Genomic DNA, 2,358 nt, shown 5'->3' with positions numbered 1-2,358 from the left:
TTAGCGACCCCAAAGGTATGAAGTTTTTGCGCCGCCCTCTCCGGAGATCTGGCCCTAGGACCAGATCTCCGGAGAGGGCTTTTTTCAACAGCAAGCTGTTGCGTTTATCAGTTGAATCCAAGTTCTTAAATATTCTTTTTTCAATTTTTCGGCAAGTTTGATGTCTTTCTTCGGTGTTTTTTGGGTTTTCTTTACGAGACAATTTGCAAGTACGACCAAATTTCCATCGTCGAAGAAACAGAAAATCCGAATACTTTTAAATGTTGTGATTACTCTCACTTCATAAATTCCGTCCGTATTTTCGAGCGCTTTGAAAAACTTTTTTTGGCACTTGCCTTTCAAATCGAACCAAGTCCAGAACATATTCAATTTTCTCTTGGACTTTCGTTTCCTGCGATTGGTAGAAATCAACGAAATAGTTCTTGTACGCTGTTATCTTTCTTACCACAACAACAAAGTTAACTAATTAGTTTACAAATCCAACTAAAAGTTACATTGAATGAAATGTTTGTCTACAATAAACGCCAACGGTCCAGAATAAGAACAGTAGGGCAGTAGATATACTCGGACTATTCGAGTTTAACTCAAGCCGTTTTTTGTTATTACGGTTTTACAATTTACATCTTTAAAAGCTAAAACAAAAAATGGCGACCTTGCAAATAGACTACTGCTATGGGTTTAGCACCTAATCGCCCTATTGTTTTTATACATTGTTACCTGTAGTGCTTTCTACGCTACTTTAAATTCTGCTTCGTTCATTTCCACGCTAAATTTCACATTGGCTTTTAATGCCCGAAATACTTTTAAAATCGTTTCGATAGTGACGTTTTTAGTATTTCGCTCCAATTTGGAAATCTGCGATTTTTGAACGCCAATTAATTCGCCAAGTTGCTCTTGGGTTAAGTTTCGTTCTTTGCGCACCGACTTAATCATTTCGCCCAATAGTTCCATTCGCAAGTCAAATTCGTACTTATCTCGCTCTGGTGATCCTACTTTTCCGATATCCCTATCTTTTAGTTCGTCAAGGGTCATCATTTTCATTTTTTTATTTTTCGTTGCCATAATTTTATTGTTCAAGGTATTCTTTTCTAATTCGTTCCGCTTTGTCAATATCGGCTTTCGGTACCTTACTTACTTTTTTGACAATTCCGTGTGTTGAAATCACGAGCGTTTCGGATTTGTCAGTTCTGTCCCAAAATGCAAATAGCCTGTATTGCAATCCACCATATTTTGTTCTGAATTCCCAAATATCATCAGTCAGTTTTTTGAACAGCTTAGGGTCAAGTCCGAGTTTGGCTTTGTCAATATTGTAATAGATTTTCTCTTTTGTTTTCAAATCGAGACTATCTAAAAAATCAATCGCTTGTTCGAGAAAAACGACTTCAAATCTTCTGTTCATTCAGCTTTTGTATTCAATTACGAAAACAAAGATAATCAAAAAGTTGAATTATATGGAAACTTTATGAATTTTGGCTCGCATTACAGGTAACGGTCTCGTATAAGCGCAGTAGCGGGTTTTATACAACTACTTTTCAGTTTAACAATGACCTTTAATTTGTTCACTTTCTTTTGATTAAGCACCTGACCAGCAATGAGCTATATACGGTGTTGAACTAAACCTAAAGGTAGCTTCAAGTCTTCACCGTTCACTACCTTTAAGAACTGTTTAATCTTAACACCTTAAAATTATGAAAAAAAAGTAGTACCCTGATCGAGCGGGCCTGCATCGAGGTTCCCGAGTTTGCCCTGAACTTCCAAAAATTGGAGCGCTCCATTGAGCTCTCGGGCAAGAGCCAAAGTACCCTTGCCAACTATGCCCGTTGTCTTGCGCACATGGCGATGCACTTCAAGTGCGGCCCCCTGTCATTGGACAGGGAACAGGTCTTGGACTATCTGCACCATCAAAAAAGGCGTCACAAAACCCCTTCGGAGAGTTTTTTCAAGCATACCGTCCATGGCCTTCGGTACCTGTACCGCATCTATGGGCTGCCCGAGCACCGGGTGGCGCTTCCCTCGATAGAGCGGCCCAAGAAACTCCCCGTGGTCCTGAGCAGGGAAGAGGTAAAGCTACTTTTGAGAACGCCCAGGCCACAGAAGCACCGTTTGCTATTGGCATTGCTCTACGGTTGCGGACTTCGCAACGCCGAGCTGCGCAACCTGCACATCAGGGATGTGGACATGGACAGGAAACGGCTCCATATCCGCCAGGGCAAGGGCCGCAAGGACCGCTATGTACCGCTTTGCGACCTGCTCATCCGCGGTATACGGATCTATCTTGCGGCGGAGCGTCCGGTGCAATGGCTCTTCAATGGCAACGATAGGGAAGGCAGGCCCGTCGCGCTGTCCGCCAACGGCGTA

At 42.1% G+C, this 2,358-nt stretch carries 4 protein-coding genes; 1 reads left to right on the top strand and 3 read right to left on the bottom strand.

The window, feature by feature from the left end; genetic code table 11:
* Positions 1 to 84: 84 nt before the first annotated feature.
* From ACKWCC_RS19110 to ACKWCC_RS19100, 3 genes are all read right to left on the bottom strand, one after another.
* Positions 85 to 363 (bottom strand): type II toxin-antitoxin system RelE/ParE family toxin, encoded by a 279-nt coding sequence (locus tag ACKWCC_RS19110; protein ID WP_413997571.1) that lies wholly within the window; start codon positions 361 to 363, stop codon positions 85 to 87.
* A 366-nt stretch (positions 364 to 729) separates the two neighbouring features.
* Positions 730 to 1,062 (bottom strand): helix-turn-helix domain-containing protein, encoded by a 333-nt coding sequence (locus tag ACKWCC_RS19105; protein WP_413997570.1) that lies wholly within the window; start codon positions 1,060 to 1,062, stop codon positions 730 to 732.
* A 4-nt stretch (positions 1,063 to 1,066) separates the two neighbouring features.
* A complete protein-coding gene (locus ACKWCC_RS19100) occupies positions 1,067 to 1,399 on the bottom strand; it encodes a type II toxin-antitoxin system RelE/ParE family toxin (RefSeq protein WP_413997569.1) in 333 nt (110 codons plus the stop codon).
* Positions 1,400 to 1,761: 362 nt separating this feature from the next.
* Between ACKWCC_RS19100 and ACKWCC_RS19095 the strand changes: the two genes are divergently transcribed.
* A partial coding sequence (locus ACKWCC_RS19095) for a tyrosine-type recombinase/integrase (RefSeq protein WP_413997568.1) occupies positions 1,762 to 2,358 on the top strand: 597 nt, incomplete at its 3' end.

Source organism: Maribacter aquimarinus (genome assembly GCF_047345505.1).
GTDB lineage: Bacteria > Bacteroidota > Bacteroidia > Flavobacteriales > Flavobacteriaceae > Maribacter.
The sequence above is the reverse complement of the archived record's forward strand: the minus strand, read 5'-3'. Positions and strand labels throughout refer to the sequence as shown.

Bases quoted from the DNA above. Each gene is read 5' to 3' on its own strand.
- ACKWCC_RS19110 (WP_413997571.1), bottom strand. From the start codon at position 363: ATGTTCTGGACTTGGTTCGATTTGAAAGGCAAGTGCCAAAAAAAGTTT.
- ACKWCC_RS19105 (WP_413997570.1), bottom strand. From the start codon at position 1,062: ATGGCAACGAAAAATAAAAAAATGAAAATGATGACCCTTGACGAACTA.
- ACKWCC_RS19100 (WP_413997569.1), bottom strand. From the start codon at position 1,399: ATGAACAGAAGATTTGAAGTCGTTTTTCTCGAACAAGCGATTGATTTT.